Origin of the sequence: Streptomyces sp. NBC_00252, from assembly GCF_036187565.1 — a bacterium.
Lineage (GTDB): Bacteria > Actinomycetota > Actinomycetes > Streptomycetales > Streptomycetaceae > Streptomyces.
Window position 1 is genome coordinate 5,881,981 of record NZ_CP108087.1, and the last position, 26,250, is coordinate 5,908,230.

General features: G+C 70.8%; 28 protein-coding genes. 16 read left to right on the plus strand and 12 right to left on the minus strand.

The window, feature by feature from the left end:
* Positions 1-7: 7 nt before the first annotated feature.
* From OHT77_RS25925 to OHT77_RS25940, 4 genes are all read right to left on the minus strand, one after another.
* Positions 8-1,549, minus strand: a complete 1,542-nt coding sequence (locus tag OHT77_RS25925) for a hypothetical protein (protein WP_328830858.1) — start codon at positions 1,547-1,549, stop codon at positions 8-10.
* On the minus strand, positions 1,546-3,678 hold the full coding sequence (locus OHT77_RS25930; RefSeq protein WP_328830859.1) for a hypothetical protein: 2,133 nt from the start codon (positions 3,676-3,678) through the stop codon (positions 1,546-1,548). Before OHT77_RS25930 ends, OHT77_RS25925 begins: the two co-directional genes overlap by 4 nt.
* Positions 3,679-3,827: 149 nt before the next feature.
* Positions 3,828-4,811, minus strand: coding sequence for an isopenicillin N synthase family dioxygenase (locus OHT77_RS25935; protein ID WP_328830860.1), 984 nt, complete (start codon positions 4,809-4,811; stop codon positions 3,828-3,830).
* Complete coding sequence (locus OHT77_RS25940; protein WP_328830861.1) at positions 4,804-5,262, minus strand: nucleoside deaminase; 459 nt, start codon at positions 5,260-5,262, stop codon at positions 4,804-4,806. The genes OHT77_RS25935 and OHT77_RS25940 overlap by 8 nt, the downstream gene beginning before the upstream one ends.
* 101 nt (positions 5,263-5,363) lie before the next feature.
* On the opposite strand from OHT77_RS25940, the gene OHT77_RS25945 reads away from it, so the two are divergent.
* The 3 genes from OHT77_RS25945 to OHT77_RS25955 all read left to right on the plus strand — a co-directional run bounded on the left by OHT77_RS25945 (position 5,364) and on the right by OHT77_RS25955 (position 8,142).
* A complete protein-coding gene (locus OHT77_RS25945) occupies positions 5,364-6,623 on the plus strand; it encodes a PucR family transcriptional regulator (RefSeq protein ID WP_328830862.1) in 1,260 nt (419 codons plus the stop codon).
* A gap of 180 nt (positions 6,624-6,803) precedes the next feature.
* The gene (locus OHT77_RS25950; RefSeq protein ID WP_328830863.1) at positions 6,804-7,556 is read left to right on the plus strand and encodes a VOC family protein; all 753 of its coding nucleotides are present in this window, start codon (positions 6,804-6,806) and stop codon (positions 7,554-7,556) included.
* 94 nt (positions 7,557-7,650) lie between these two features.
* Complete coding sequence (locus OHT77_RS25955; RefSeq protein WP_328830864.1) at positions 7,651-8,142, plus strand: DUF2505 family protein; 492 nt, start codon at positions 7,651-7,653, stop codon at positions 8,140-8,142.
* On the opposite strand, the gene OHT77_RS25960 is transcribed toward OHT77_RS25955, so the two are convergent.
* Both OHT77_RS25960 and OHT77_RS25965 read right to left on the minus strand, forming a co-directional pair.
* On the minus strand, positions 8,127-9,554 hold the full coding sequence (locus tag OHT77_RS25960) for a purine-cytosine permease family protein (RefSeq protein ID WP_328830865.1): 1,428 nt from the start codon (positions 9,552-9,554) through the stop codon (positions 8,127-8,129). The genes OHT77_RS25955 and OHT77_RS25960 overlap by 16 nt on opposite strands.
* A gap of 97 nt (positions 9,555-9,651) precedes the next feature.
* Positions 9,652-9,951: a PLD nuclease N-terminal domain-containing protein gene (locus OHT77_RS25965; protein WP_328830866.1), complete on the minus strand. Its 300-nt coding sequence runs from the start codon at positions 9,949-9,951 to the stop codon at positions 9,652-9,654.
* A 76-nt stretch (positions 9,952-10,027) separates the two neighbouring features.
* Here OHT77_RS25965 and OHT77_RS25970 point away from each other — a divergent pair, with 76 nt between their 5' ends.
* Positions 10,028-11,482, plus strand: a complete 1,455-nt coding sequence (locus tag OHT77_RS25970; RefSeq protein ID WP_328830867.1) for a menaquinone biosynthesis decarboxylase — start codon at positions 10,028-10,030, stop codon at positions 11,480-11,482.
* A complete protein-coding gene (gene mqnP, locus OHT77_RS25975) occupies positions 11,479-12,381 on the plus strand; it encodes a menaquinone biosynthesis prenyltransferase MqnP (protein ID WP_328830868.1) in 903 nt (300 codons plus the stop codon). Before OHT77_RS25970 ends, mqnP begins: the two co-directional genes overlap by 4 nt.
* Positions 12,382-12,419: 38 nt before the next feature.
* On the opposite strand, the gene OHT77_RS25980 is transcribed toward mqnP, so the two are convergent.
* A complete protein-coding gene (locus OHT77_RS25980; RefSeq protein ID WP_328830869.1) occupies positions 12,420-13,028 on the minus strand; it encodes a rhomboid family intramembrane serine protease in 609 nt (202 codons plus the stop codon).
* 90 nt (positions 13,029-13,118) lie between these two features.
* On the opposite strand from OHT77_RS25980, the gene OHT77_RS25985 reads away from it, so the two are divergent.
* The 6 genes from OHT77_RS25985 to OHT77_RS26010 all read left to right on the plus strand — a co-directional run bounded on the left by OHT77_RS25985 (position 13,119) and on the right by OHT77_RS26010 (position 17,189).
* Positions 13,119-13,802, plus strand: a complete 684-nt coding sequence (locus OHT77_RS25985) for a UbiX family flavin prenyltransferase (RefSeq protein ID WP_328830871.1) — start codon at positions 13,119-13,121, stop codon at positions 13,800-13,802.
* A gap of 51 nt (positions 13,803-13,853) precedes the next feature.
* Positions 13,854-14,309 (plus strand): Lrp/AsnC family transcriptional regulator, encoded by a 456-nt coding sequence (locus OHT77_RS25990; RefSeq protein ID WP_328830872.1) that lies wholly within the window; start codon positions 13,854-13,856, stop codon positions 14,307-14,309.
* 49 nt (positions 14,310-14,358) lie between these two features.
* On the plus strand, positions 14,359-15,522 hold the full coding sequence (gene mqnE, locus OHT77_RS25995; RefSeq protein WP_019061244.1) for an aminofutalosine synthase MqnE: 1,164 nt from the start codon (positions 14,359-14,361) through the stop codon (positions 15,520-15,522).
* Positions 15,523-15,551: 29 nt separating this feature from the next.
* Positions 15,552-16,076: a GNAT family N-acetyltransferase gene (locus OHT77_RS26000; RefSeq protein WP_328830873.1), complete on the plus strand. Its 525-nt coding sequence runs from the start codon at positions 15,552-15,554 to the stop codon at positions 16,074-16,076.
* Positions 16,077-16,183: 107 nt separating this feature from the next.
* Positions 16,184-16,507, plus strand: a complete 324-nt coding sequence (locus OHT77_RS26005; protein WP_328830874.1) for a DUF4229 domain-containing protein — start codon at positions 16,184-16,186, stop codon at positions 16,505-16,507.
* Positions 16,508-16,553: 46 nt separating this feature from the next.
* Positions 16,554-17,189: a TetR/AcrR family transcriptional regulator gene (locus OHT77_RS26010; RefSeq protein WP_328830875.1), complete on the plus strand. Its 636-nt coding sequence runs from the start codon at positions 16,554-16,556 to the stop codon at positions 17,187-17,189.
* Between the two features lie 83 nt (positions 17,190-17,272).
* Here the strand turns inward: OHT77_RS26010 and OHT77_RS26015 are convergent, their stop codons facing one another.
* Positions 17,273-18,160 carry a MaoC family dehydratase gene (locus OHT77_RS26015; RefSeq protein WP_328830876.1) on the minus strand — a complete coding sequence of 296 codons (888 nt, stop codon included), beginning with the start codon at positions 18,158-18,160 and terminating at the stop codon, positions 17,273-17,275.
* Positions 18,161-18,513: 353 nt separating this feature from the next.
* Between OHT77_RS26015 and OHT77_RS26020 the strand changes: the two genes are divergently transcribed.
* The 5 genes from OHT77_RS26020 to OHT77_RS26040 all read left to right on the plus strand — a co-directional run bounded on the left by OHT77_RS26020 (position 18,514) and on the right by OHT77_RS26040 (position 23,214).
* Positions 18,514-20,427: an AMP-dependent synthetase/ligase gene (locus OHT77_RS26020; protein ID WP_328830877.1), complete on the plus strand. Its 1,914-nt coding sequence runs from the start codon at positions 18,514-18,516 to the stop codon at positions 20,425-20,427.
* A gap of 205 nt (positions 20,428-20,632) precedes the next feature.
* A complete protein-coding gene (locus tag OHT77_RS26025; RefSeq protein WP_328830878.1) occupies positions 20,633-21,124 on the plus strand; it encodes an SAV_915 family protein in 492 nt (163 codons plus the stop codon).
* Positions 21,124-21,426 carry a DUF6317 family protein gene (locus tag OHT77_RS26030; RefSeq protein ID WP_328830879.1) on the plus strand — a complete coding sequence of 101 codons (303 nt, stop codon included), beginning with the start codon at positions 21,124-21,126 and terminating at the stop codon, positions 21,424-21,426. The genes OHT77_RS26025 and OHT77_RS26030 overlap by 1 nt, the downstream gene beginning before the upstream one ends.
* Positions 21,426-22,700, plus strand: a complete 1,275-nt coding sequence (locus OHT77_RS26035) for a WXG100 family type VII secretion target (protein ID WP_328830880.1) — start codon at positions 21,426-21,428, stop codon at positions 22,698-22,700. The genes OHT77_RS26030 and OHT77_RS26035 overlap by 1 nt, the downstream gene beginning before the upstream one ends.
* Entirely contained in the window at positions 22,678-23,214 is a 537-nt protein-coding gene (locus tag OHT77_RS26040; RefSeq protein ID WP_328830881.1) for a hypothetical protein, read from the plus strand. The genes OHT77_RS26035 and OHT77_RS26040 overlap by 23 nt, the downstream gene beginning before the upstream one ends.
* A 16-nt stretch (positions 23,215-23,230) precedes the next feature.
* On the opposite strand, the gene OHT77_RS26045 is transcribed toward OHT77_RS26040, so the two are convergent.
* The 4 genes from OHT77_RS26045 to OHT77_RS26060 all read right to left on the minus strand — a co-directional run bounded on the left by OHT77_RS26045 (position 23,231) and on the right by OHT77_RS26060 (position 26,075).
* Positions 23,231-23,920 carry a class I SAM-dependent methyltransferase gene (locus OHT77_RS26045; RefSeq protein ID WP_328830882.1) on the minus strand — a complete coding sequence of 230 codons (690 nt, stop codon included), beginning with the start codon at positions 23,918-23,920 and terminating at the stop codon, positions 23,231-23,233.
* 71 nt (positions 23,921-23,991) lie between these two features.
* Positions 23,992-24,684, minus strand: coding sequence for an SDR family NAD(P)-dependent oxidoreductase (locus OHT77_RS26050; protein WP_328830883.1), 693 nt, complete (start codon positions 24,682-24,684; stop codon positions 23,992-23,994).
* Between the two features lie 152 nt (positions 24,685-24,836).
* Positions 24,837-25,670, minus strand: coding sequence for a helix-turn-helix domain-containing protein (locus OHT77_RS26055; protein ID WP_328830884.1), 834 nt, complete (start codon positions 25,668-25,670; stop codon positions 24,837-24,839).
* A gap of 201 nt (positions 25,671-25,871) precedes the next feature.
* Positions 25,872-26,075: a cold-shock protein gene (locus OHT77_RS26060; RefSeq protein WP_003992177.1), complete on the minus strand. Its 204-nt coding sequence runs from the start codon at positions 26,073-26,075 to the stop codon at positions 25,872-25,874.
* Between the last annotated feature and the right edge of the window lie 175 nt (positions 26,076-26,250).

Below are 26,250 nucleotides of genomic sequence, written 5' to 3' on the forward strand. Positions count from 1 at the left end.
AGGGTGTTCAGGCCGGAGGCAGGCATTTCTTCGAGGGCGGCCTGTCCTCCGGCCAGGCGATCTTCACGAAGCGGGAGCCGCCCTGCGGGGTGAGTTCCACGATCGGTACGGCCTTGTCGTACGGGTTGCCGTGGACGTCCAGGCAGATCCAGCCGCTCACGCCGTTCACCCGCAACGAGCCCTTCACCTGCGGCCATTGGAGGCCGACGTCGGCCAGCGGCGGGATCTTCTGCTGGTCGGGGGTGGCCTCGCGGACGCCGTGGACGGCGAGGCGCATCGCGTCGTAGGCGATGATCGCCTGGCCGTCGTCGAGGGAGACCGCGCCGATCGGGCCGACCTTGCGGGTCTTCGCGGCGGTCAGCAGCTGGTCGAGCTCCTTGGTGCCCTGTGCCGAACCACCTGTGGCCGGAGGCTTTTCGACCCACGCGTCCGGGTGGGCGAGAGAGGTGTAGCGGACGGCGACGCCGTGCTGGAGGGCGCTGCGGTCGAGCTTCCTGTCGCCGGTGAGGTACGAGCCCTCGTCGCCGGTGAGCACCGTGAACGAACGGGACTGGCAGCCGCGCCGGCCCAACGCGTTGATGAACTGCCGGAGTTGGGTGTGCCGTCCGGCGAAGAACACGGTGTCCAGCCTGGTGTCCGTGTCGCAGATCAGGTCGGTGATCTGCCGGAAGGTGTTGGGCGTGCTGCCCTCCTGGCTGCGGTCGGCGGGCGGGGTGAACGGCCACGAGCCGTACGGCGAGCCCTTCAGCAGCGTGGAGAAGGCCTGTTGGAGCGTCTTCGTGTACGGGTCGCCGGGCTTGTCGTAGACCAGCAGCGCCCGGTCCGCCGTCACCTTGGCGAAGGACGCGAGGGCGCGCGCCTCGTCCGTGTTGGTGGGGGCGACGCGGGCCAGGCCGGGGTAAGGGTCCTTGCCCCGCTGCCCGTTGGCGAGGTCGTCGGCGGTGATGGAGGTGCCGATCACGGGGACGCCGAGCCGGGTCAGCTTCGCCACGGCCTTCTTGTTGTTGTCGGTGCTGGTCCCTATGCCGGTGACCGCGCGCAGCCGGTCGGACGTCGTCGTCATCCTCACTATCCGGTCGACCGTCCGCTCCCAATAGGCGCCCGAGGCGCCGGGGTTGGCGAGGACGAGCCGGATGCGCGGGGTCTCGCCGTTGTCGTCGTGGTTGGAGTGGTACTGCGCGAGATAGGCGCCCTGCAGCTCGTGCCGTACGTCGTTCATGGTGTCGGCGTCGGTCGCGGTGAACGGCTCGAAGAGCGCGACGGTGACATACGTGCCCGGCTTCAGCTTGCTGTTCTCGCGGGCCACCGCGCTGATGGTGTCGGCGAACTGCCGCTGCCCGAAGTCGAACGCGGAGGTCGACACCCCCACGCACTCACCGCTGTCCTCGGGCCGCGCCACCCCGGCCGCGCACGAGCGGTCGTCGTGCAGCAGCGCACGGGTCAGCACGACGAGCCCGAAGACCAGCGCGGCGGCGACCACGAGGGCCGTGTAGCGGTAGATCGGGATGGTCCTGATCCGCTGGACCACTTCACGCAGCCATGGCCTCATCGCGGACCCCCGTCCCGGTCGTCGCCGCCCGGCACCCCCAACGGGCGCCCGGCCAGGGCCTGTTCGGGCCACTGCTGGGCGGCCCGCCACAGCGGTTCGCTGCCCGCGGGCCAGATGTTCGACAGCTGCTCCAGATCGAAGTGCATCCGGCCCGCGACCTCCGCGTCCGGCAGCACCAGCGGATCCGTCACCTGCCACACCGCGTGCAGCAGCCGCCGTACCGTCAGATGAAGCGCCGCGTCCACGCCCTCCGGGGGCTCCTCGGCGGCGTCCGTGCGGGCCAGCGCGACCGCCTTGCGGTGGTCGCCGGGCGCGCCGATGTCCCGGCCGTGCGGATCGTGCGCGTGGTAGTAGGGCGCGGCGGTGACGAACAGCAGCGTCTCCAGCCACGCGTACGGCGTGATGGCGCGGAAGGTGTTCCGCAGGTACGCGACCGCGTCCGCCGTGTCGCCCAGGGCGAGTTCGTGGTGCAGCCGGTAGCGGGCGCGGGCCGGGGTGTCGGGGTTGCCGGGCAGGCCCTCGTAGTGCGTGAGCAGGGAGCGGTGCACGGCACGCCAGCGGCCGTGGTCGGCGTCGTCGAGGTGCAGGCGGAGCAGGAGCAGGGTGCGCAGGAAGGGGTCGCCGACGAAGTAGCCCTCGGCCGGGGGCAATCCCTCCGCGGTGAGCTGGGTGCGCAGCCGGTTCACCCCGGCCGCCCCGAAACTGTCCCCGAGCCGGGCCTCGGCCAGTGCCCGTGCCGAGTCGCCGTCGTGCGCGGTGGCGAGGACGGCCAGCTCCTCCGCGAGCCCGGGCGGCACCAACCGGTCGAGCAACTCCCGGTACACGGGCCGCTGTTCGTGCTCCGCGTCCCCGTCAGGCTTCAGCCCGGCGGTCAGCAGCTCGCCCGGACTGACCGCGCCCACGGGCCGGTTCTGCCGTACGGCCTGTCCCAGCACCGCCGCCCCCAGCGGGCTGCCGGCCGTCAATCGGTGGATGGCGTACGGCAGTTGGGGCGGCACCTCGACCCGCGCGGCGTCGTCCGTGACGCACACGTCGGCGATGACGCGCCGCGCCTCCTCCGGCGTCAGCGGCGGCAAGGTCACCACCAGCGCCCGCGACGACGGCGAGGCCCCCGGCACCCACCCGCTCGCCCGCGCCACCTCCGGCAGCGGATGCCGTACGGCGTCCGGCAGATCGGGATGGCGGTGACCGCGCAGCCCGGCGATGAACACCACCTGGTCCCCGGTGCCGTCGGCACGCTCCTTCAGTACGGCCTTCATCAGCCCGGGACCGGGACCCGACTGCACGTTGTCGACCAGCACGAGCGGCCGTCCGACCCGGCGCATCCGCTCCCACCGGCGCCGGTAGGTGTCCGTCAGATCGGCCAGCAGGGCGCGCAGCAGCCAGCGTTCGGCGTCCGCGCGGGAGGTGCCGTCGGCGCGGAAGTCCCGGGCGATCTCGATCAGCCCGCGCTTGGCGTCACCGCTCGCACCCGGATAGGCGCTGTACCAGTCGGCGCCCGCCTTCAGCAGCCCGTTCGGCGTCCACACCAGGTCGAAGAGGGTGTCCAGGGTCGCCTCGATGACGGCCTGGCCCACCGGCCCCGTACCCGACAGATTGGCGATCAGCCGGGACGCGACCTTGCCGGCCCAGCCCTGCGCGATCGTCGCCCAGCGTCGCGCCGGGTCGCTCAGCAGCAGGATGCGGCGGGCCTCCTCGCGGGCGCTGTCCTCGTCCCGCGAGCCCCAGCCGGTCGCGCACACGGCGAGGAGTCCGGCTTCCAGCCGCGGGAAGTCGATGTTCCCCGCGCCCCGCACCACCGGCTCCCGCAACTGCTCCGCGACGGTCTCCAGCGCCTGCCACACCGGCGACCAGGTCGCGGCGGGCCGCCCGTCCGGCAGCCGGGCCAGCCGGTCGGCCTCGCAGTCGATCAGCGCGACCGGTGTGTGCCCGCGGTACGCGGTCCGCAGCTCGGCCAGCGCCATGCTCTTGCCGAGTCCGCGCGCGCCCGCGAGCACCACGAAGGGCGGTTCCGGGTGTTCGTACGGCGAGGTGAGCAGCTCGTACGGGCGCAGGCCGGTCAGGCGCGAGGCGAGACCGGGCGGCTGTGCCTCGAACAGCGCCGCGCGTCCATGCAGCCCTCTTCCCACCGCATCTCCCCCTGAGCGGTCGTCCGGCACCCTGTCTATCAACACCAGGGTAAATAGGGGGAGTTGTTTCGTACTAGATCGCGTGGTGTCCGTTGGGTTACGAAAATATCGGAACAGTGGACATAGGTGACAGGTGAAGGCGCCGGCCGTCAGTCGACGGTGATCGAGTCCAGCTTCTCCCGCAGGTAGACATGCGAGTCGACGGCGTCGTAGGCCACGCGTCCGACGGGCGCGGGCACCGACTCGACGAGCGTGCCCGGGGTACACTCGCCGAAGTACACGAGCGACATCAGCTCCTCGGCGGGCGAGTCGGCGGGCGGCGGCAGCACCCGGTGCCGTCCGGACCGCCACCGGTCGCCGGTCCAACGGGCCATCAGATCGCCGATGTTGATGGTGAACGCCGCGGGATCGAACGGCGCGTCCTCCCAGCCGCCCTCATCGGTGAAGACCTGCAGTCCGCCCTTCCCGGCCTGCCGGTCGAGGATCGTCACCGTCCCGAAGTCGGTGTGCGGCCCGATCCGGAACTGCCCCGGCTCCGGCTCCCCGACGACCTCGACGCCCGGGTACCAGTTGATGTTGAAGCCGTAGGTCGGATGGTCCATGTGCCGTGAGAAGAAGTCGGGTTCGACCCCGAGCGCGACCCCGAGCAGCGCCAGCAGCTGCTTCTCCAGCTCGCCCATCCGGTCGAGGTACTCCTCGCAGAGCGCCCGGAGCCCGGGGATCTCCGCCGGCCACACGTTGGGCGCGTACCACTCCGCGTTGACCACCGGGTCCTCGAAGGGCCGGTGCGTGGCGAAGGTCAGCGACTCCTTCAGATCGGGCGGCGTCTCGGTCCCCTCCGCATACCCGTTGGCCTCGGCCCCGGGCCCGAGCCACCCCCGCCCACCGACCTTGGCGGAGTAGGCCGCCTTCACCTCGGCGGGAAGCCGGAAGAAAGCGCGGGAGGCCTCCCGGATCCGGGACCGCAGACCCGGGGCGACCCCGTGCCCGGTGACGAGCAGGAACCCGGCGGTCTGCAGGGCGTCGTCGACGGTACGGGCGATGTCCTGCCGCGTCCGCTCGTCACCGGAGATCCAGGGCCCGAGATCGATGGTCGGGATGCGGGGCTCGCTCTGGGTCTGGGGCTCAGTCACCGATGTCCTCGTTCCACAGTTCCGGGTTGTTCTTGATGAAGTCGCGCATCAGAGAGGTGCATTCGGGGTCGTCGAGGAGGACGATCTCCACGCCGTGCCCGGCGAGCCAGTCGTGGCCGCCGTGGAAGGTGGCGGCCTCGCCGACGACGACCCGCGAGATGCCGAACTGCCGCACCAGCCCGGAGCAGTACCAGCAGGGGGAGAGGGTCGTCACCATCGTCGTGCCCCGGTACGACCGCTGCCGCCCCGCCGACCGGAACGCGGCCGTCTCCGCGTGCATCGAGGGGTCGTCGTCCTGGACGCGCCGGTTGTGGCCGCGCCCCAGCAGGGTGCCGTCGGCGCCGTAGAGCGCGGCGCCGATCGGGATGCCGCCCTCGGCGAGCCCGGCGCGGGCCTCCGCGACGGCGGTGGCGAGCCAGGTCCGTGCCTGTGCCTGATCGATGCGGTTCATGGCTCCCACTCTCCAGTGGCCGAAACACCAGGGCAACGTGCGGAAAGTACTCTCCCCGCAACCCTTAGCCGGACGAACTGTCAGCGCCCCTGGAGGTTCCCGTGCCCGCACTCACCCTCCGTGAGGTCCTGGCCCTCGACCCGGTCCGCGCCACCGAGCCCGAACTCCTCGCCGGGGAGAGCGCCCTCGACCGCCCCGTGCGCTGGGTCCACTCCAGCGAGGTCTACGAGGGCGCGAACTTCCTCGACGGCGGCGAACTCCTCCTCACCAACGGCTTCGGCCTCACCGACACCGACGCCGAGATCCGCCGCCGCTACGTCCGCGAGCTGGCGGCCCGGGGCGCGTCCGGCCTGGCGGTGGAGATCGGCCGCTCCCTGCCGACCATGCCGCCCGAGGTCACGGACGAGGCCCGCCGCCTGAACCTGCCCCTGCTGGCCCTGCACCGGGTCGTCCCCTTCGTACGCATCACCGAGGCGGCCAACCGGGCGATCGTGGCCCGCGGCCTGTCCGGCCGTTCGGTGGTCCGCCCGTGGGGCGACGACCACACGGCCGCCCTCCTGGCCGACCTCGCGGACCGCGCCGCACTGAACCAGCCGGAGGTCGAGGCGAGGTCCGCCCTGGCCGGCTTCCACCCCGGCCCCGGCGCCCGTCTGATCGGCGTCTCCGTCCACGGCGCGCGGGAACTGACGGCCGTGGACCGGGCGGTACGACTGCTCGGCGGCGCGAGCGTCCTGCGGGCGGCGTTCCCGGCCGACGTCCTGGCCCTGCTCGCGCTCCCGGCATCCGTCTCCGGCGACCCCGTCCGCACCGTCCAGGAGGCCTTCCGTACGGCCGCCGACCCCGGCCTGACGGTCGCGGTGGGGCACGCGGTCGAGGCGGGCAGCGGGTGGCTGCGCTGGAGCGACACCTTGCGGGCGGCCCGTACGACACTGGAGCTGGCGCTGACCGTCCCGGCGGCCGAACCGGCCGCCCCCGAGGGCCCGTTGGTGACCTCGGCGCGCTCCCTGGCCCTGGAACGCGAGCTGACGCGCGGCGGCATCGACACCAACCGCGACCGCCTCGCCCGCCTGGTCCAGCACGCCCTGGGCCCCCTCCTGTCCTGGGAGGCGGCCCACCCCAGCGACCTCGTCCGCACCCTCGAAGTCCATCTACGGCACGGCTGCTCGCCGACGCGGACGGCGGCCCTGCTGCACATCGGCCGCCAGTCCCTCTACCAGCGCCTGGAACGCATCGAGTCCCTCCTCGGCCTGGAGATAGACGACCCGGACCTGCTGGGCGAGCTGCTGGCGGCGGCGTGCGCGCACCGGGTGGTGCGGGGGACGGGAGCGGCGCAGGTGCGGGGTCTGAGGACGGTGGCGTAGGCCCCTTCGCTCGCCGTCACGTCGGGTCTCATGTTCCGCTGGTCGGTCCTGGCGGAGTGCAACAGCGGCGCGGCGTCCCGGTGTTCACGGACGAAGGTCGGATGTGTCCGTGTCCGGCGGTCCGGACTTGACGCCGGCCGGGCCCGGCGGCCCGCGCGGGCCGCGCATAGGATCGCCGGCATGGCACTGCGTCCCGTCCAGGTGAACATCAAGGCCGTCGACGCCCCGGCGGTGGGCCGGTTCTGGGCGGAGGCCCTCGGCTGGACCGCCTTCAGCCCGGGCGTGACGACATACGCGGGCCCCGCGGGCGGCCGCGTCTGGCCGGAGCCGGTCGGCCTGGGCATCGACGTCGTCCCCGTCCCGCACCCCAAGACACCGGCCAAGAACCGCCTCCACCTCGACCTCGCCACCACCTCCGCGGCTCATCAGGCGGAGCTGGTCGCCCGCCTGCGCTCCCTCGGCGCGACGCCGGCCGACGTGGGCCAGGGCGACGTCCCGTGGACCGTCCTCGCCGACCCGGAGGGCAACGAGTTCTGCGTCCTGGAACCCCGGGAGATCTACCGCGACACCGGTCCGATCGCCGCGGTGGTCGTCGACTGCGTGGACCCGGGGGCGATGGCACGCTTCTGGACCGGGGCGACGCACTGGACCCTGCTCGAACTGACCCCGGACCAGGCGTCGTTGCGCTCCGCCCAGGGTGTCGGCCCGTACCTGGAGTTCCTCCGCGTACCGACCCCGAAGACCGCCCCGGACCGCGTCCACCTGGACCTGTTGCCCTACCCGGCCGACGACAAGGCGGCCGAGGCGGAGAGGCTGCGCGCGCTCGGCGCGACCGACCTCGACCTCGGCCAGGGCGACGCCCCGTGGACGTGCCTGTCCGACCCGGAGGGCCACGAGTTCTGCGTCCTCGCCGCACCCCCGCCGCCCTCCTGACCCGGGCGCCCGCTGCTCCGGGCGTCAACTTCGGGTGGTCCGGCGTACGTTGAAGAGTGATTACAGCGAGTGGTCGTACTGATACTTTGCGTATATGAAGTTCTCGCTGAGTTGTGAGGTGGCCGGGGCTCCCGAGGAGTTCTTCGGGTGGTTCTTCGCCCCGGTGCGTGAAGACGACCTGTACAAGGGCGAGTTGACGTACAGGAGCTACGACATGGTGGCGCAGCGGGAGAGCGAGGAGCGGGTCGTGCGGCGCACCCGGTTCCAGCGGGGGGTCCAACTGCCCGAGCCGGTGGCCAAGTTGTTCGGCGGGACCTTCGGCGAGATCGAGGACGGCACCTTCGAGAAGGCCGACCGGTTGTGGACCTGGCGGGTCACGCCGAGCAGCCTCGCCGACAAGATCCGTCACGAGGGGAGCCTGCGGGCCGAGGACGCCGGCGGCACCCGAAGCCGCCTCGGCCTTGAACTCACCTACGAGGCGAAGGTCTTCGGCGTCGGCGGCCTGCTGGAGGGCTTCATGGAGAAGCGGCTGCGGGAGGAGTGGGACCGGACCGTCGGGTTCTACGGTCGTCAGGCCCCGGCCTGAGCCGACGCCGGCGTCGAGGTCCGGCCCGCGATGCGGGTGAACGTCACGTACAGCACCGCGCTCAGTACGAAGCCCACGATCGGCGTGCTGTCGCCGAAGGACGGCCAGTGTTCCGGGACGTAGCCGACGTAGTCCTCCTGGTTGGAGAAGAGGGGGACCGAGATCGCGATGCCGATCAACAGGGCTGCCAGGCCCGGCCAGTTGGTGAAGACGGGGTCGGTCAGGCGGGGGGCCAGGTCCGCTGTTGTGGTCGTGGACCTCGACTGGAACCAGCGCTCCACCAGCACCACGCCCAGCCACGGCGCCACCCAGTACGCGATCACCAGCAGGAACGCCTCGTACGCCGAACCCGCGTCGGACAGGGACGCCCAGGCCGCCGCCGTACCGGCCACGCCCGAGACCACCACCAGGACGCCGCGGTTGAGCCACGCGGGGAGTTTCAGGCCGAGCGCGGTGAGGGAGATCGCGCCGGAGTAGACGTTCAGGGCGTTGGCGGAGACGGCGCCCAGGATGATCGCGATCAGGACCAAGTTGCCGAGCCAGGACGGGAGATGGCCGGTGAAGGCCGCCGTGGGGGTCGCGTCCTTGGGGGCGATCAGCGTTGCCGAGGCCGCTCCCATCACCGCCACGAACGTCACCGACACGAACAGGCCAAGCGCCGGGTACAGCACCGTCCTGACCTTGTTCGCCGTACGGGGGAGATAGCGCGCGTAGTCCGTGGCGTACGGGTTCCAGCCCGCCGCGTAACCCCACGCCGCGCTGAACGCCAGCAGGAAGCCGCCCACTCCGCCGCCCGTGCCGCCCCCGCCGAGGTGCGCGTCCTTGAACGTCCACACCCCGGCCAGCAGGAAGATCAGGGCCAGCGCCGGGAACGCGTACTTCTCGAAGGTGTGCACGAAGTTGTGGCCTATGAAGCCGATCAGGATCTCGGCGACCACGACCAGCAGCAGGGACGGGAGAGGGCGTAGGCCCGTCAGGGTGTTGAGTGCGAAGGCCGCGCTCACGCTGTTCACCGCGAACCAACCGACGCCCGCCACCAGGCCGTTGGCCGCCGAGGGGACGATGTTGCCGCGGAAGCCGAAGGAGAAGCGGCCGATGACCATCTGCGGGACGCCGAAGCGCGGGCCGTCCAGGGAGAGGAAGCCCTGCGTGATCGCGCCGAGGGCCGTGCCCAGGACGATCGCCGCGGTCGCCTGCCAGAACGACAGGCCGAAGAAGAGGACCGAGATCACGCCGATGTAGACGGTCGCGAACTCGATGTTCGGGGAGGCCCAGGTCCAGAGCAACTGGAGCGGGCTGCCGTGGCGTTCGGCGTCGGGGATGGGCTCGGCGCCGGCCGTCTCGACGGCGATGACCTTGTCACCGTATGCGGGGGCGAGGGTGCCGGCGGAGTCGGCGGGAGCAGTCGTCATGCGAGGTAAGTGTCCGGTTCCTGCCGGTCCGGGCCCAGAGGCGCATTGTCCGCTTCGGGGCGCTCACCGGCGTACAACCTGCACGTGTCGCCCCGCGTCACTCCGCCTTGGGGTCGTCCTTGAGGTCGTCCTTGTTCAGGGACTTCAGGAACTCGGGGTTGTCGTCCGGCGCGATCCACTGACCCGGCGCGGCCGCCGCCTCGGCGCCGGTGCGGCGCGCCCGGCCCGCGATCAGCCACGCGACCGGGCCGACGAGCACCTCGCCGAAGAGCAGGATCACGAACACCCACGCCAGCTTCGGCATGCCCCGCACATCCTCCTCGGGCGTGTTCAGGCAGTCCACGAAGGCGTAGATCCACAGAGCCAGGACCAGCAGGAACGGCAGATACCTGAGCATGGCGGCGAGATTCTCCTGAGTGCTGGGACGGCCCCGGTGACGGGGCCAGGTTAGCGGGTGACCGATACTTGGACACATGGCTTACGACGATCTTCGCTCCCTGCTCAGGGCACTGGAGCGCGAGGGAGACCTCAAGCGCATCAAGGCCGAGGTGGACCCCTATCTGGAGGTCGGGGAGATCGTCGACCGGGTCCAGAAGACCGGTGGACCCGCGCTCCTCTTCGAGAAGGTGAAGGGGTCCTCGATGCCCCTCGCCATGAACGTCTTCGGGACCGACCGGCGGCTGCTGAAGGCGCTGGGGCTGAAGTCGTACGGCGACATCTCCGACAAGATCGGCGGGCTGCTGCGGCCCGAGCTGCCGCAGGGCTTCGTGGGCGTCCGGGACGCCTTCGGGAAGCTCGGCTCGATGACCCACGTACCGCCGAAGAAGGTCAAGGAAGCACCGGTGCAGGAGGTGGTGCTCACGGGCGACGACGTCGACCTCGACATGCTGCCCGCGCTCTTCACCTGGCCGCAGGACGGCGGGTCCTTCTTCAACCTCGGGCTCACGCACACCAAGGACCCGGAGAGCGGGATCCGCAATCTCGGGCTCTACCGCCTCCAGCGCCACGACAAGCGCACCATCGGCATGCACTGGCAGATCCACAAGGACAGCCGGAACCACTACCAGGTCGCCGCGAGGCGCGGGGAGCGGCTGCCGGTCGCCATCGCCTTCGGATGTCCGCCCGCCGTGACCTACGCCTCCACCGCGCCCCTGCCCGGTGACATCGACGAGTACCTCTTCGCCGGGTTCATCGCGGGCAGGCGGATCGAGATGGTCGACTGCAAGACCGTGCCGCTGCAGGTGCCGGCGCAGGCCGAGGTCGTCATCGAGGGGTGGCTGGAGCCCGGCGAGATGCTGCCGGAGGGGCCGTTCGGCGACCACACCGGGTTCTACACCCCGCAGGAACCCTTCCCCGCGCTGACCATCGACTGCGTGACGATGCGGAAGCGGCCGTTGCTCCAGTCGATCGTCGTAGGCCGGCCTCCGACGGAGGACGGACCCCTGGGACGGGCGACGGAGCGGTTCTTCCTGCCGCTGCTCAAGATCATCGTGCCGGACATCGTGGACTACCACCTGCCCGAAGCGGGCGGCTTCCACAACTGCGCGATCGTCTCCATCGACAAGAAGTACCCGAAGCACGCCCAGAAGGTGATGCACGCGGTCTGGGGTGCGCACATGATGTCCCTGACCAAGCTGATCGTGGTCGTCGACTCCGACTGCGACGTCCACGATCTGCACGAGGTCGCGTGGCGGGCCCTCGGCAACACGGACTACGCCCGCGACCTCTCGGTCGTGGAAGGACCCGTCGATCATCTCGACCACGCCTCCTACCAGCAGTTCTGGGGCGGCAAGGCGGGGATCGACGCGACGAGGAAGTGGCCCGAGGAGGGCTACACGCGGGACGGCGGCTGGCCCGAGATGGTGCTGTCCGACCCGGAGACGGCGGCGAAGGTCGACCGCCGGTGGAAGGAGTACGGACTTTCGTGAGCAGCGCATCAGCCGCGATCCCGCAGCCGGGGCGCACCAAGGCGTTCCTACGTCTCGTCATGATCGAGCACTCCGTCTTCGCCCTGCCCTTCGCCTACATCGCGGCGCTGACCGCGATGTTCCAGTGGGACAAGAACATCCACTGGGGACGGCTGCTGCTGGTCACCATCTGCATGGTGGGCCTGCGGACCTTCGCGATGGCGGTCAACCGGATCATCGACCGCGAGATCGACGCCCGTAACCCGCGCACCGCGCACCGCGAACTGGTCACCGGCGCGATGTCGGTGAAGCACGCGTGGACGGGCGCGCTCGTCGCCCTCGTCGTCTTCCTGGGCTCGGCGGCGCTCCTCAACCCGCTCTGCCTGGCGCTGGCGCCCATCGCGGTGATCCCGATGGTGGTCTATCCCTACGGCAAGCGGTTCACGAACTTCCCGCAGGCCATCCTCGGTCTCGCCCAGGCCATGGGCCCGGTCGGCGGCTGGCTGGCGATCTCCGGCGAGTGGTCCTGGGACGCGGTGATCCTCGGTCTCGCCGTCGGCATCTGGATCGGCGGCTTCGATCTGATCTACGCCTGCCAGGACATCGAGACCGACCGCGAGATCGGCGTCATGTCGGTGCCGGCCCGCTTCGGCATCCCGGCGTCCATCTGGGGCGCCCGCGTCTGCCACACGATCACGACCGCGCTGCTCGCCTGGTACGGCGCGGCGACCGGCGCCGGTGCCTTCTTCTGGTTCGGCCTGCTCATCGTCGCGGGCGCGTTCGTGTACGAGCACTCGATCGTCCGGCCCCACGACCTGTCCCGCCTCAACCGGGCGTTCTTCAGCGTCAACGGGTTCATCGGCATCGCACTGTTCGTGTGCGCGCTGCTGGACCTGCTGGTACGCGGGCTGACCGTCTGAGAGTCCCGGCTCGCCGTCCGAGGGACCCGGCTCACCGTCTAGGCGGCGGTGAGCGAAGTCCGCGGAGTGGGCGCGCGGCGGAACGCGAACGCCGCGCCCACCCCCGCCATCAGCCCGATCAGGTGGGCCTGCCAGCTCACGCCGGACTGGGTCGGTGCGAGCCCGAAGAGGATCGAGCCACCCCACACCGCGCCGATCAGCAGGCCTACGACGATGCCCAGCGGCCGGCGCTCCGCGAAACCGCTCACCAGCAGGAAGCCGAAGAGGCCGAAGATCAGGCCCGACGCGCCCGCCGTGTTCGTGTGGGCCGGGGACATGAGCCACACCCCGAGGCCGTCCGCGACGATGATCAGCGCGCTGATCGCGGCGAACCGCCGGATGCCGCCCAGCGCGGCGAGAAAGCCGAACACCAGCAACGGCACGCTGTTCGCGGCGACATGCGCGAAGCCGAAGTGGATGAACGCGGCCGGGACGACGTCGATCAGCTCGGACGGCTCACGCGGGACGATCCCCAGGCTGTCGAGGGCGTGGCCGCTGATCACGTCCACCACTTCGAGCAGCCACAACAGCGCGACCCAGCCCACCATCAGCTTGGCCGCGGCCTTCGCGCGGTCGCCCTGCGACCACTCCAACTCCGCACCGGACATGGCACCCCCACGACTGACTCGTCCCCACCGAAGAACGCACCGGCACCCTTGGCCGGTTCCCGCCCCGCGACGCCAGCTAGGCTCGGTGTCGTGAACCCAGTCAAGCCAGGAGAGACGCCGCGTACGCCTTGGATCGTAGGGGTGTCCGGCGCTTCCGGCACCCCATACGCGGCCGCCGTCCTGCGTGCGCTCCTCGACGCCGGCGAGAGCGTCGACCTCGTGGTGTCCCGCGCGTCCCGGCTGACGCTCCTGGACGAGACGGGGATCTCCTACCGGGACGCGCACTGGCAGGACGACCTGCGGGAATGGCTGGCCCGCGGCGCCGACGGCAAGCCCGGCACCTTCCAGCCCGCCATCGACGCGGTACGGCACTGGAGCGCGGGCGACCTCGCGGCGGGGCCGTCCTCGGGGTCGTACCCCGCGAAGGGGATGATCGTCGTGCCCGCGTCCACCGCGTGTGTCGCCGGGATCGCCCTCGGGCTGAGCAAGGACCTGTTGCAGCGGGCGGCCAGCGTGACCCTGAAAGAGGGGCGCAAGCTGGTGGTCGCCGTACGCGAGACGCCGTTGAACGGGCAGACGCTGCGGCACCTCGTGACCCTGGACGACCTGGGCGCGGCCGTGGTGCCCGCCTCGCCCGGGTTCTACGCCGGGGCCACCCACATCCAGGACCTGGTGGACTTCGTCGCCGGTCGGGTGCTGGACTCGGCGGGCGTCCCGCACGGGCTGTACCGGCGGTGGAAGGGCGACCTCGGGGGTTCCCGCACCGCCACCTGACGTACGGCACCTCATCTATTCACTGGTACGAATCGGAAGGCAATCGATCGCATGGACGCGGTGGACAGGCAGCTCATCCAGGCCCTGAGAGAGAACGGCCGGGCCTCCTACGCGGAGCTGGGGCGCCTCGTCGGCCTGTCGGGACCCAGTGTCACCGACCGCATCAACCGGCTGGAGGCGGCCGGGGTCATCACCGGTTACCGCGCGACCGTCGACTCGGCCTCCCTCGGTCTCGGCGTGATCGCCCTGATCGGCATCTCGCTCTCCGACGCCGCAGACCACGAGGACGTGGCGCGCCGGCTGAAGGACCTCAGCGAGATCGAGGACTGCTGGTTCATCGCGGGCGAGGACTCGTTCATGCTCAAGGTGCGGGCACCCGACGTGGACGGCCTGGAGAAGACCATCCGGCGGCTCAGCGGGACGAAGGGGGTCTCCAGGACCCGCACCACGATCGTGCTCTCCACGAAGTGGGAGAACCGGGTCGGAGAGCTGCCCGAAGAGGTCTGACGGTATAGGCGTACGGTTTATCGAGACTGTCGTAGGAAGAGGTATGGGCATGGATGTCGGGCTCAAGCGCGAGCTGGAGCAGAAGGTCCGCTCCGGTGAGCGGCTGTCCCGTGAGGACGGCATCGCGCTGTACGAGTCGGACGACCTGGCCTGGCTGGGCGGACTCGCGCACGAGGTGCGGACGCGGAAGAACGGCGATGTCGTCCACTTCAACGTCAACCGCCACCTGAACATGACCAACGTGTGCACCGCGTCCTGCGCCTACTGCTCGTTCCAGCGCAAGCCGGGCGAGAAGGACGCGTACACGATGCGCATCGAGGAGGCCGTCCGGCTCGCGAAGGCGATGCAGGGCGAGAACCTCACCGAGCTGCACATCGTCAACGGCCTGCACCCGAACCTCCCCTGGCGCTACTACCCCCGCTCGCTGAGCGAGCTGAAGAAGGCCCTCCCGGAGGTCTCCCTGAAGGCCTTCACGGCCACGGAGATCCACCACTTCGAGACCATCTCCGGGCTGAGTGCGAGCGAGATCCTCGACGAGCTGATCGAGGCCGGGCTGGAGTCCCTCACCGGCGGCGGCGCGGAGATCTTCGACTGGGAGGTCCGCCAGCACATCGTGGACCACCGCACGCACTGGGAGGACTGGTCGCGCATCCACCGCCTGGCGCACGAGAAGGGCCTCAAGACCCCGTGCACCATGCTCTACGGCCACATCGAGGAGCCGCGCCACCGCGTGGACCACGTGCTGCGGCTGCGTGAACTCCAGGACGAGACCGGCGGGTTCCAGGTCTTCATCCCGCTGCGCTACCAGCACGACTTCGTCGACATGAAGGACGGCAAGGTCCGCAACCGCCTCCAGGCGCGGACCCAGATGGCCACCGGCGCAGAGGCGTTGAAGACCTTCGCGGTCTCGCGGCTGCTCTTCGACAACGTTCCGCACGTCAAGGTCTTCTGGGTCATGCACGGTGTGCAGACGGCCCAACTCGCCCTCCAGCACGGCGCGGACGACATGGACGGCTCGGTCGTCGAGTACAAGATCACGCACGACGCCGACAACTACGGCACCCCGAACAAGCTCACCCGCGACGACCTCCTCGACCTGATCCGCGACGCCGGTTTCCAGCCGGTCGAGCGGAACACGCGCTACGAGATCATCCGCGAGTACGACGGCCCGGACCCGGCGCGGCGCGAGTCCCCGCAGCCGATGCGGGTGTGACGACCCCCTTCTGAGACGAACACGGCACCATGTCACTGACCTTCGAGCTGGACCCCGCGATAACCCCTGCTCTCCGCGAGGAGATCCTCACCCTCTGGGCGGACGTCTCCAACGCGGGGGGCTCGGTGGGCTTCGTCCCACCGGTGACGGCGGACGAGATACGGCCCGAACTGGTCCGGCACTTCGTCGCCATGGCGGAGGGCCGCACCAGGCTGCTGGTGGGCCGGGACGAGACGGGCACGGTCGCCGCGACCGTGTTCCTCTCCTTCAACACGCACCGCCTGATGCTGCACTGGCTGTGGCTCTACACGGTGATGGTCCACCCCCGCCACCAGGGCAAGGGCTACGGCCGCGACCTCCTCGCCGCCGCCGAGGAAGCGGCCCGCGGCCTCGACGGCATCGAGGCGATCCGCCTCACCTGCCGGGGCGGCCACGGCCTGGAGCGGTTCTACGGCTCCTGCGGCTACAAGGAGGTCGGCCGGGTGCCCGCCGCGATCCGCGTGGCCCCCGGGGACGACCGGGACGACATCTTCATGCTGCTGCCCCTGCTGTGAGCCGCCGACCCCGCCCGAAGATCAGCGGGGGCGCGTGCTTCACTGAGTAGGACCGTTCGGTCACGTCTGTTCGGTTGAGTCTGTTCGTTACGGAAGAGTGGATTGAGATGTTCCGCTACACACTGTGGCGCCTCGGGGTCTTCGCGGGCTGCCTCGGCGTCGTCTGGGGCCTCGTCTATCTCGGCGTCTTCCCGCGCGGTTTCGGCGAGTCCAACGGCATGTGGATCGTGCTGCTGGCCCTGGTGATCTCGGCGCCGATCAGCTTCGTGGTGCTGCGCGGGGTGCGGGACCGGGCCTCGGTGCAGATCGTCGAGCGGGTCGACCGGATGAAGGCCAACCTGGACGCGAACCGCAGCCAGGAGGACGAGACGGCGGACGCGGCCCAGCCTGCGGCCCAGCCGGCGTCGCACCCGCAGGGCCAGGCTTCCTAGAAGTTCTGTCGGCAGCCGTGCGGTCTGGTCCAACTACCCTTGCCCCATGGGTGCCGTGAAGACCAAACGGATGCCGCGGGCGGTCCGGGAGCAGCAGATGCTCGACGCCGCCGTGCGGACCTTCGGGCAGCGCGGGTACATGGCCGCGTCGATGGACGAGATCGCCGAACTCGCCGGTGTCTCCAAGCCGTTGGTGTATCTCTACCTGAACTCGAAGGAAGACCTGTTCACCGCGTGCATCCGGCGCGAGGGCGAGGCGCTCACCGAGGCGGTGCGGGCCGGGGTGGACACCGGGGCACCCGCCGACCGTCAACTCTGGGACGGGCTGCGGGCGTTCTTCACCCACACCGCGCACCACCCGGACGGCTGGGCCGTGTTGCACCTCCAGGCCCGCACCCACGGTGAGCCCTTCGCCGCCGAGGTGGCCGCGATGCGTGCCGAACTCGTCGTGTTCGTCACCCAGTTGATAGCGGTCGCCGCCCGCGAGGCGCACCGCGACCCCGACCTCGCCGACCGCGAGGTCGCCGGTCTCGCCGAGGCCCTGGTCGGCGCCGCCGAGTCCCTCGCGGCCTGGTCGAACGCGACCCCGGGCGTCACCGCCAAGCAGGCGGCGGCGACCCTGATGAACTTCGCGTGGGCGGGCCTCGGACAGCTGATGGAGGGGCGGTCGTGGACGCCGTAGCGTTCACCGGCGCCCGTACTTCGTAGGGCTCACGCACTTCGCACGACTCACGCACTTCGTACGGCTCACACATCTCGCACGGCTCATAAAGGCAGCGGTCGGACGACCCCGTCCACGTGCGTGCGCTCGCCGCTCCGCAGCTGGAAACGGCCGCTTTCCGCCGCGTACTCCACCACTCCCGGCAACAGCACCGGCGCCCTGAACTCGGCCCGTACGTACGCCGCTTCGGGCGTGCCGTGCGCCGCGAGGCACCGGGCGGCCGTCCACATGCCGTGGGCGATGGCGCGGGGGAAGCCGAAGAGGCGGGCGGTGAGGGGGGAGAGGTGGATGGGGTTGCGGTCCCCGGAGGCGGCGCCGTAGCGCCGGCCGACGTCCTCGGCGAGGCGCCACTCGGCGAGGGTGGGCAGGGGCTTCCGCGCTTCCCGTACGTCGCCCGCCTTCCCCGTCTCTCCCGTCTCCCGTGTGCCGGCGCGGTGGTGCCGGGCGAGGTACGTGCTCCGCGACTCCCATACGACCGTGCCCGCGCCGTCGCCCGTGCCGCCCGCCCGCATCTCCGTGGTGACCGTCGCCTCCGTGCCGCGTCGGTGCGGGGCCAACTCGTCCACGTAGACCGTGAGTTCGTGGTCGCCGGTGGCCGGTACCGCTCGGTGCCGGGTGATCTCCACCGATGTGTGGACCAGGCCGAGCAGGGGGAGCGGGAAGGCGCGGCAGCTCATCAGGCGCATGGCCAGCGGGAAGCCGAGGACGTGCGGGTAGGTGAGGGGGAGGGCGTCGTCGCCGGTGGCGAAGCCGCAGACGCGTTCGTAGGCGGCGAGCTTGGCAAGGTTCACGCGGACGCCGGGCAGGACCAGGCGGGTGCGGGGGAACGCGGCGTTTGGGCGGGGCCTCTTGAAGGGGGAGAGGAGGGCGCCGCGGAGGAGGAGCGGGGTGAGCGCGGGGGTGTCGGTGAGGGTCGGGTGGAGGTCGGCCATGTCCCACTCCCGGGTGGCGTCCTGGGCGGCTCTTTTCGGCTTACTTCGCAGTAAGGTTACCGCAGGTAAGTCCAAGTGGGGCGAGCCCGGCGGCCCATGGCGGACGCGGGGCGGACGCAGAGGTGACGCAGGGTCGGCGTACGGCAGACAAAGCCTCGCGGACCCGCCGAGGTTGCACAGGCCCGGCTCCGTACCACCCCCGAAACCGCACGAACTCCCCACGAGGGGGCCGTACGATCTTCGACCTAACCCGGGGTAACACCCCCGGCCGCTGGCCGGGATGAACACCTCGGTACGCACCATGCGTACCTAATGCAGCAGAGCGGTACAAGCTGCACGCCACAGGAGCTGCCATGTCCCTCGTCTATCCGTCCGGCTACGACTACGACGGCGCGCCCGTGCTCGTCGAGCCCGAGATCCGGCGGCTGGACGGCGTGGTGCGGGAGGTCGCCGTACCGCCGATGGTGCCGCCGCCGACCCACGGGTCGCTCGCGGACCTGCCGTTCGAGAACGCGGCGGCCGCGCCCGAGCATCTGGTCCTCAGCAGGCAGGACGAGGACGGGAACTGGCGTGACGTGACGGCGACGGAGTTCGCCGAACAGGTGCAGGCCGTCGCCAAGGGGCTGATCGCGGAGGGACTTTCACCCGGCGACCGGATCGCGGTCATGGCGCGGACGTCGTACGAGTGGACGCTCCTCGACTTCGCCGCGTGGGCGGCCGGACTGGTGACCGTGCCGGTGTACCCGACCTCCTCGCTCTTCCAGATCCGGTGGATCCTCCAGGACTCGGGCGCGGTGGCGATGGCCGCCGAGACGGTCGCGCAGGCCGCCGCGCTGGGACCGGAGACGCCCCGGCTGCCCGACCTGCGGCACATGTGGGTCTTCGAGAAGGGCCACCTGGACCGGCTGGCCGAGCTGGGCCGGACCGTCCCGGACCAGGAAGTCGCCGTACGGCGTGGGGTGTTGCTGCCCGACACGCTCGCCACCGTCATCTACACCTCGGGCACCACGGGCCGCCCCAAGGGCTGCGCGATCACCCACGGCAACTTCCTCGCGGAGATCGACAACGCGATCGAACTCCTCTACGGCGTCTTCAAGGGCAAGGGGGACGAAGAGCCCTCCACGCTCCTCTTCCTCCCCTACTCCCATGTCTTCGGCCGCATGGTCGCCGTCGCCTGCATCCGCGCCCGGGTCCGCCTCGGCCACGCGGCGAGCCTCAAGTCCGAGGACCTGCTCGCCGACCTGGCGAGTTTCCAGCCGACCTTCCTGCTGGCCATCCCGTACATGCTGGAGAAGGTCTTCAACAACGCCCGGGCGAAGGCGGAGAAGGGCGGCCGCGGCAAGGTCTTCGACCGCGCGACGAGCGTCGCCCGCCGCTACGGCGAGGCCCTGGAGGCCCGCCAGTCCGGCAAGGGGCCGGGCCCGACCCGCCCGTTGAGGACGGCCCGCGCCTTCTACGACCCGCTGGTCTACCGCAAGATCCGCAACGCCCTCGGCGGCAAGCTCCGTTACGTCATCTGCGGCGGCTCCCCGCTCGGCCGGCGCCTCGCCGCGTTCTACGCCGGCGCGGGCATCGAGATCTTCGAGGGCTACGGCCTCACCGAGACCACGGCGGCGGCGACCTGCACCCCACCGCTCAAACCCCGGCTGGGGACGGTGGGCTGGCCGATGCCCGGCACGCGGGTGCGGATCGCGTCGGACGGCGAGATCCTGCTCTCCGGCGGTCAGGTCTTCCGCGGCTACTGGGACCCACACGGCGACGGGGTGATCCCCGCGTCCCAGGACGGCTGGTTCGCGACCGGCGACATCGGCCGCCTCGACGACGAGGGCTACCTCACCATCACCGGGCGCAAGAAGGAGATCCTGATCACCGCGGGCGGCAAGAACGTGGCCCCGGCCCCGCTGGAGAACTGGCTCCGCTCCCACCCGCTGATCGCCCAGTGCATGGTCGTCGGCGACCGCCGCCCCTACGTCGCCGCCCTCATCACCCTCGACCCCGACGGGATCACCCACTGGCGCCAGATGAACGGCAAGCATCCGGTACCGGCCGAACTCCTGGTCGACGACGAGGAGTTGCTCGCCGTCCTGCAACGGGCCGTCGACGAGGCCAACAAACTGGTCTCCCGGCCCGAGTCCATCCGCCGCTTCAGCGTCCTGCCGGTCGCCTTCACGGAGGCGGCGGAACAGCTGACCCCGTCGATGAAGCTGCGGCGGGAGGTCATCATGCGGGACTTCGCACAGGACATCGAGAAGCTGTACGCGAACTAGGCCTGTTCGGGGTGGGCTCGGCGCGGACCTGGTCATCCCCCGGTCAAGGGATGCCCAGGCCGGACCCAAGCGGCCGTATGCATTGCGCATGCAACGGGTTCGTAGGCGGGACATAGCCGGATTTGGGCGCGGGTCGCGTCGCTACTGTGATGGCGCGTAAACGTCCACGGTGACGACGACGACTCGCGGGAAAGAGGAGACGGCGGTGGGGGAGCCGAACCGGTCACGCCTTCTTGACTACACACAGGGGGCACCGGCGACACCCGCTCCGCCGGCACCGCGCCGCTCCAGCCTGCTCGACCTCGCGGAGGCCACGCCGGTGGCGCGGGCGGGGGCGACGGGGAGGCCGGGGCCGAGGCCGGGGGTGCCGGCGTACGAGACGGCGGTGTTCGTGCCGGCGCATCCGCGGTACGTCGACGCCGTGGACGAGGGCGGGCGGCCGGTCCGGGTGCCGTTCGTCGTCTACGAGCTGTTCGACCATCCGGCGCATCACACCGCGGTCTACGCCTTCAGCACCCTGGAGAAGCTCGTCGCCGCGTTCGGCGAGGCCCAGCCCTGGGTCGGCACCTCGATCGGGCCGCTCGCCGAGGCGTTGAGCGAGCGCGGAGGCACCGTCGTCCTCGATCCGAAGGTCGCCCGGGGGCGGCCCAACTGGCGGCCCGCCGACCTGGCCGCCTACACGCGGGAGGTGCGCTGATGTCGGCCGACTTCAAGGCGGTACTGAGCGACCTGACGTCGATGGCCACGACCTTCCACGACCAGGCCACCGACTACCGCAAGCTCGAACCCCAGGTCTCCCCGCCCCTCGTGAGCGGCGGCGACGCCGGCCTCGACGACGCCATCAAGGAGGTCGCCCATCTCATCCTCGGCCTGCACACCGGCTTCGCGGACCGGCTGGACGACCACGGCGACAAGGTCGCGTACGCGCGCGACTCGTTCCACCGGCACGACGTCGACGTCCACGGTGTGTTCGAGGACCTGATGGTGGGAGAGGACTGATGGGCGACAGCTGGGTCGGCGGCGACATCGGCGGACTGCACACGATGGCCACCACGTACAAGAACGCCAAGGACCAGCTCGACGACGTCGTCCGCCCGGTCACCACCGCCGTCGAGTCGCTCGTCGACGACGCGGGCTGGAAGGGCGACGCGGCGGAGGAGTTCCGCGCGAAGTGGAGCGAGGACGCGCTGACGGCGGGCGCCTTCGCCAGCCTGGTCTTCGAGGCCGGGGACATCCTCGGCACCCTCGCCGACGCGCTGTCCACCTGCGAGACGGCACTGCAGAACGCGGAGCACGTCGCCACCGGCAAAGGCGTGCCCATGGGCGCCAAGGGCGTGCCCGTGCCCATGGTCACGGCGAACCCGCCCAGCGCGGCGGACCAGAAGACGATCTCCGCGATGACCGAGTACGACACGGTCCGCCGGCAGGTCATGCACACCGCCCAGCACGCCCGCCTGGTCGCCGCGGACAAGCTGCGCGGACTGTACGCCCAGGTCACCGCGCCGGTGTCGACCGGCGACAAGATCACCATCGCGGACGCGCTGCGCGGTCTGTACGCCTACGACGCGGAGGACGCGCGGGCCGGCGGCAAGAAGGCGCGCGCCGAGCTGGACGACGCCAAGTCGGCGGAGCAGACGGCGAAGAAGGAACTCCGCGCGGAACGCAAGGCGTACCAGAAGGCGGGCCGTTCACTCCCCAAGGACCTCCCCGCCAAGGGCGCCTACCGTGACGCGGTCATGAAGGTCGACTCCCTGGAGGAGGCCATCGCCCGCGCCGACGTCGGCAGCAGCAAGCTCCCCTACGACCGCCTCCTGAACGTCAAACTCGCCGACGCGGCAGACGCGTTGCGGCTGGGCAAGGGTCTTGAGGCGCTCCCGGAGTTCCTCAAGGAGGTTCCCGTCATCGATGTCGCCGCGGCCGCCGCGTGCGGGCTGGTGGAGGCGAAGGACGACCACGACAAGGGGTGGTCGTGGCAGCACTCGGTGACGGTGGACGTCGGAGTGGCGGTCGGGGGCGTGGCCGTGGGCGCGCTGGCGGTGGCGGCCGCGCCGGTCGAGGGGGCGGTGGGCGTGGCGTTGGTGGGAGTCGGTGCGACGATCGTCGCCACGGACGTCCTCGACCACACGTTCCACGAGCACTGGCGCGAGGACATTCACGACCACGGTGTGGTCGGCGGCGTGCTGACCGGTGCGGGCCATGTGGCCACGGAGACCGGTGACGACGTCAAGCGACTGGGGAAGGACATCTGGCATGGCGTCACGAGCATCTTCTGAGGCCTCGGCTCCCGGTACGCCCGCCCAGATCCCGGCGCTGCCGAAGCTCGGCAGAACCTGGTACGAGCGCGGCGCGCTCTACTGGCTGTGCCGGGTCCGCACCACCGTTTTCCTGATCGTCCTGATGGGCGTGGTCAGCGTGTTCGCGATCGGCCTCTACCGGGGCTTCACCAGCGAGTGGTCGCCGACCGTTCGTACCGTGTGGAACTGGGCGACCGTGGTCGCGTCCTGCGGGGCCCTGGTCTGGGGATGGTGGACGCAGCGCGGGGAGCACCGCAAGGCCCTGCTGGACCCGCCCACTCCCGCGCAGGCCGTCCAGTCGAAGCGCGACCACAACCGGCAGGCTCCCGGCCGTGCCTTCGCCGGCCGCTGGATGATCCTGCTCCTGGTTCCCGTCCTGCCGGCCCTCGCCGCGTACCTGGTCGGCTGGCTCGCCTCCTGGACCACCGTCCGCGAATACCCGAGCGAGGTCGGCGCCCGCCGCTGGATGCAGGAGCACCCGACCGGAACATGACCCCGCCCGCCCACCCCTAGCCCCCAGCCACCCCCACCCCCTTACGCCCGATCAGAAACGCCTGCGGTGCCGTGTCCCCGATCTCCTCGTCCGGGGCGCGGAGTGTCCGCAGCCGGAGGGTGAATCCCGCCGACTCCAGCAGTTCGGCCATCCGGTCCGGGTCGCGGCGTTCGAAGTCCAGGGTCACCGGGTGGCCGAAGGGCTGGTTCAGGGTGAGGGGCTGGTCGCCGGCCTGGAAGGCGAGGAGGAGGTGGGCGCCGGGTGTCAGGACGCGGTGGAACTCCCTGAACAAGGACGGGAGTTGGTCCACAGGCGTGTGGATGGACGAGTACCAGGAGACCGCCGCCGCCAACTCCCCGTCCGGGACGTCCAGTTCCAGCATCGAGCCCTGCCGGAACCGCAGCCCGGGGTTCTCGCGCCGCGCGATCGTGAGCATCGGCTCGGACAGGTCGAGGCCGAAGACCGACAGCCCGAGGGACGCGAGGTGGGCCGTCACCCGCCCCGGCCCGCACCCGAGATCCGCCACCTCCCCGCCGCCGCCCCGGGTCACCAACTCGGCGAAGCCGGCCAGCAGCGCACGGTCCAACGGGTTCGCCGTGTGCTTCCCGGCGAACATCTCGGCGTAGTCCTCGGCGATCGCGTCGTAGAAGATCCGGGTGTTCGACACGAAGTCGGTCCGGGGGGAGGGGGAGGGCGTCGACGTCATGACCGGGGACCTTATCGACGGGCACTGACACCCGCCCTGCCACTGACACCCGCCCCCGGTTCAGGGCAGGTTCACCACGGCAGGTTCCCCGTGCGGTCGATGAACCGGCCCGTCGGGCCGCCCGGGCCGATCGTCGCGAGGGTCACGATGGAGTCCGCGCCCTCGGCGACGGTGTGGCCGAGGCCGCCGGTGAAGTCGGTCGCGGTCTGGCCGGGGTCGGCGGCGTTGACCTTCACGCCCTTGAGTTCCCTGGCGTACTGGGTGGTGAGCATGGTGACCGCGGCCTTCGAGGCGCTGTAGAGGGGCAGGGCGTACTGCGACTCGATGCGCGCCGGGTCCTGGGTCATGCCGAAGGAGCCCATCCCGCTGGAGACGTTGACGATGACGGGGTTCGACGACCTGCGCAGCAGCGGGAGGAAGGCGTGGGTGACCCGCACGATCCCGACGACGTTCACGTCGAGCACGGCGCTGACGTCGGCGGCGGTGTACTCGTCGACGGGGCCGATCCTGCCGAGGACGCCGGCGTTGTTGACCAGGACGTCGACGGTCCCCTCGTGCGCGGCGACGTCCGCGGCGGCGGCCCGTACCCAGGCGTCGTCGGTGACGTCGATCCGCACGAACCGGGCGCCGATCGACGCGGCCGCGGCCCGCCCGCGCTCGGGGTCGCGGGCGCCGAGGAGGACGGTGTGGCCCGCGTCGACGAGGCGGCGGGCGGTCTCGAATCCGAGGGACTTGTTGGCCCCGGTGATGAAGGTGGTGGTCATGCCGGCTCCTGATGGTTCCGAACAGCGCCGTCGTGCGCCGTTCACCACTCGAGAGTGAGCGCGGGGGAGCGTTCGCGGGAGCTACGGGTCTTCCTGGTACGGCGCGTACCACCCGGCGGGCCGGTCGACCTGGCGGGGCGGAAGGGGGGACTTCATTTCTGCGGGGACATCCTCTGGACCCCTATGGCCGCGAGGAGTTCGAGCTTGCCGCGGGCGTCGGTGCCCGGCTGCGGGGTGTTCACCACGAGGCGGAGGTTCGTGTCCTGGGTGGTGAGGATGTCGGAGGTCAGGGCGATCTCCCCGACGTCCGGGTGCTCGACGAGTTTGTACGCGCTCTGGTGACCGCCCACCGCCCGGCGGTTCCACAGCTCGCGGAACCGCGGGCTGAGGTTCAGCCTCGCCACGAGTGCCGGGAGGTCCGGATCGTCGGGGTAGCGGCTCGTCGTGCCGCGCAGGTCGGCGACGAGGGACTCCTCGAACTCCGCCCGCTCGGCCGCCGTCTGCCGGACCCGGGGCAGCTCGGCCAGGAACTGCCGGACCAGGACGTTGCGTTCGCCCGCGCCGTCGACCGTGGGGTCGCCGAAGGTCGCCGCGAACAGCGGGTTCCAGTGCAGCAGCTGCCAGGTGGCGTCGTAGATCGCCAGTGGGTTGGCGGAGAGCTGGTCCGTGATGCGGTACAGGCTTCCCGGGATCAGGCGCGGCACCCGGGTGGGGTCCGCCGCGTGCCCTGCCATGCGCAGCAGGTGGGCGTGCTCGTCGTCGGACAGGTGCAGGGCGCGGGCCAGGGCCGAGCAGACCTGTGCCGAGGGTGTCGCCACCCGCCCCTGCTCCAGCCGGACCACGTACTCGACGGAGATCCCGGCCAGCGTCGCCAGCTCGGCCCGCCGCAGACCGGGCACCCGCCGGGGTGAGCCGTGCGCGAAACCCACCGTCGCGGGATCCAGCCGGTCCCGCCACGCCCGCAGCGCGGCACCGAGTTGCTCCATGCCCCCATGGTCCCGCACCCCGGCCCCCACCGGGTGGTACGCCCTGTACCACCCGGGCCCCCGGCGTCGACACCCCCGCCCGACCGCCGGGGGCAAAGGCAGGAGCCCCGTCGCCTTGCGGCACGGGGCTCCTTGGGTCTTGCTTATCTGTTCCGGATCAAAGCACCAGGCTCCGAGACCGAAGGACTGCGATCAGGTGACTCAGACGGGGGTGACGTTCTCCGCCTGCGGGCCCTTCGGACCCTGGGTCACGTCGAAGGAGACCTGCTGGTTCTCCTCCAGCGAGCGGAAGCCGCTCGCGTTGATCGCGGAGTAGTGAACGAAGACGTCGGGGCCTCCGCCTTCTTGGGCGATGAAGCCAAAGCCCTTTTCGGCGTTGAACCACTTCACGGTTCCGGTAGCCATAAGCCCTCCTTGGGCCCAAAGGGTTGCCCTGCTCCAGAACCCTGCTAAGTGTGAAAACAAAGTCCCGCACTACTGCATACGTCTGAAAACGACTAGAGCCCGCGGTTACATGCTCCGCAGGCTCTGTACTGCAAGGGAAACCAAACTGCAACTTGCGGCGAGCCTAGCACGCGGG

Excerpts from the sequence above, each read along its gene's own strand:
- OHT77_RS25925 (WP_328830858.1), bottom strand. The coding sequence starts at position 1,549 with ATGAGGCCATGGCTGCGTGAAGTGGTCCAGCGGATCAGGACCATCCCG.
- OHT77_RS25940 (WP_328830861.1), bottom strand. The coding sequence starts at position 5,262 with ATGAACCGCATCGATCAGGCACAGGCACGGACCTGGCTCGCCACCGCC.
- OHT77_RS25950 (WP_328830863.1), top strand. The coding sequence starts at position 6,804 with ATGGCACTGCGTCCCGTCCAGGTGAACATCAAGGCCGTCGACGCCCCG.
- OHT77_RS25955 (WP_328830864.1), top strand. The coding sequence starts at position 7,651 with ATGAAGTTCTCGCTGAGTTGTGAGGTGGCCGGGGCTCCCGAGGAGTTC.
- OHT77_RS25960 (WP_328830865.1), bottom strand. The coding sequence starts at position 9,554 with ATGACGACTGCTCCCGCCGACTCCGCCGGCACCCTCGCCCCCGCATAC.
- OHT77_RS25965 (WP_328830866.1), bottom strand. The coding sequence starts at position 9,951 with ATGCTCAGGTATCTGCCGTTCCTGCTGGTCCTGGCTCTGTGGATCTAC.
- OHT77_RS25970 (WP_328830867.1), top strand. The coding sequence starts at position 10,028 with ATGGCTTACGACGATCTTCGCTCCCTGCTCAGGGCACTGGAGCGCGAG.
- OHT77_RS25980 (WP_328830869.1), bottom strand. The coding sequence starts at position 13,028 with ATGTCCGGTGCGGAGTTGGAGTGGTCGCAGGGCGACCGCGCGAAGGCC.
- OHT77_RS25990 (WP_328830872.1), top strand. The coding sequence starts at position 13,854 with ATGGACGCGGTGGACAGGCAGCTCATCCAGGCCCTGAGAGAGAACGGC.
- mqnE (WP_019061244.1), top strand. The coding sequence starts at position 14,359 with ATGGATGTCGGGCTCAAGCGCGAGCTGGAGCAGAAGGTCCGCTCCGGT.
- OHT77_RS26000 (WP_328830873.1), top strand. The coding sequence starts at position 15,552 with ATGTCACTGACCTTCGAGCTGGACCCCGCGATAACCCCTGCTCTCCGC.
- OHT77_RS26005 (WP_328830874.1), top strand. The coding sequence starts at position 16,184 with ATGTTCCGCTACACACTGTGGCGCCTCGGGGTCTTCGCGGGCTGCCTC.
- OHT77_RS26010 (WP_328830875.1), top strand. The coding sequence starts at position 16,554 with ATGGGTGCCGTGAAGACCAAACGGATGCCGCGGGCGGTCCGGGAGCAG.
- OHT77_RS26015 (WP_328830876.1), bottom strand. The coding sequence starts at position 18,160 with ATGGCCGACCTCCACCCGACCCTCACCGACACCCCCGCGCTCACCCCG.
- OHT77_RS26020 (WP_328830877.1), top strand. The coding sequence starts at position 18,514 with ATGTCCCTCGTCTATCCGTCCGGCTACGACTACGACGGCGCGCCCGTG.
- OHT77_RS26030 (WP_328830879.1), top strand. The coding sequence starts at position 21,124 with ATGTCGGCCGACTTCAAGGCGGTACTGAGCGACCTGACGTCGATGGCC.
- OHT77_RS26035 (WP_328830880.1), top strand. The coding sequence starts at position 21,426 with ATGGGCGACAGCTGGGTCGGCGGCGACATCGGCGGACTGCACACGATG.
- OHT77_RS26040 (WP_328830881.1), top strand. The coding sequence starts at position 22,678 with ATGGCGTCACGAGCATCTTCTGAGGCCTCGGCTCCCGGTACGCCCGCC.
- OHT77_RS26045 (WP_328830882.1), bottom strand. The coding sequence starts at position 23,920 with ATGACGTCGACGCCCTCCCCCTCCCCCCGGACCGACTTCGTGTCGAAC.
- OHT77_RS26050 (WP_328830883.1), bottom strand. The coding sequence starts at position 24,684 with ATGACCACCACCTTCATCACCGGGGCCAACAAGTCCCTCGGATTCGAG.
- OHT77_RS26055 (WP_328830884.1), bottom strand. The coding sequence starts at position 25,670 with ATGGAGCAACTCGGTGCCGCGCTGCGGGCGTGGCGGGACCGGCTGGAT.
- OHT77_RS26060 (WP_003992177.1), bottom strand. The coding sequence starts at position 26,075 with ATGGCTACCGGAACCGTGAAGTGGTTCAACGCCGAAAAGGGCTTTGGC.